This window comes from Burkholderia sp. HMSC10F09 (assembly GCF_001806955.1).
GTDB lineage: Bacteria > Pseudomonadota > Gammaproteobacteria > Burkholderiales > Burkholderiaceae > Burkholderia > Burkholderia multivorans.
In genome coordinates this window covers 1-1,145 of sequence record NZ_KV786548.1, presented here as the reverse complement: position 1 = coordinate 1,145, position 1,145 = coordinate 1, and the positions used below count along the sequence as shown (strand labels likewise).

The 1,145-nt window shown below is 64.3% G+C and carries 1 protein-coding gene; it reads left to right on the top strand.

Going from position 1 to position 1,145, the window contains the following annotated elements; translation table 11 throughout:
• On the top strand, positions 1–1,024 hold a 1,024-nt coding region (locus HMPREF3115_RS04010), incomplete at its 5' end, for a glutamine synthetase family protein (RefSeq protein WP_256276004.1).
• Positions 1,025–1,145 lie beyond the last annotated feature (121 nt).

Sequence of the window (1,145 nt, the reverse complement as noted above, 5' to 3'; positions counted from 1 at the left end):
GGTCGAGATCTCGCCGCGCTACGTGCTGCGCCGCGTGCTCGACCTGTACAAGAAGAAAGGCTGGAAGCCGGTCGTCGCGCCCGAGCTCGAGTTCTATCTGGTCGACATGAACAAGGACCCCGACCTGCCGCTGCGTCCGCCCGTCGGCCGCACGGGCCGGCCGGAAACGGGCCGCCAGTCGTATTCGATCGAGGCCGTCAACGAGTTCGATCCGCTGTTCGAAGACATCTACGAATACTGCGAGACGCAGGACCTCGACATCGACACGCTGATCCATGAAGTCGGTGCCGCGCAGATGGAAATCAACTTCATGCACGGCGATGCGCTGTCGCTCGCCGATCAGGTGTTCCTGTTCAAGCGCACGGTGCGCGAAGCGGCGTTGCGTCACAACATGTACGCGACCTTCATGGCGAAGCCGATGGAAGGCGAACCGGGCTCGGCAATGCACGTGCATCAGAGCATCGTCGACGAGGAAAGCGGCCAGAACCTGTTCACGTCGCCCGAAACGGGCGGCGCGACGTCGATGTTCTACAACTTCCTCGCCGGCTTGCAGAAGTACACGCCCGCGCTGATGCCGATCTTCGCGCCGTACATCAACTCGTATCGCCGGCTGTCGCGGTTCATGGCCGCGCCGATCAACGTGCAGTGGGGCTACGACAACCGCACGGTCGGCTTTCGCATTCCGCATTCGAGCCCGGCCGCGCGGCGCATCGAGAACCGGATTCCGGGCGTCGACTGCAATCCGTATCTGGCGCTCGCCGCGACGCTCGCGGCCGGCTATCTCGGCATCACGCAGCGGCTCGAGCCGACCGAGCCGCTCGTCAGCGACGGCTACTCGCTGCCGTATCAGCTGCCGCGCAATCTCGAGGACGGACTCACGCTGATGTCGGCATGCGAGCCGCTCGGCGAGATCCTCGGCCACAAGTTCCTGAAAGCGTATTTCGCGCTGAAGGAGACCGAATACGAAGCGTTCTTCCGCGTGATCAGCTCGTGGGAACGCCGTCATCTGCTGCTGCACGTGTAAGCGCGCACAACCGCAATCCGGAGGAAACATGACCTATCGCAACGAATCCGCGTGGATCCAGCCCGCCGCACCGGCGGCCCGCGCGACGCAGGCGCGCTCGACCGCCGAATACCGCGCGCTC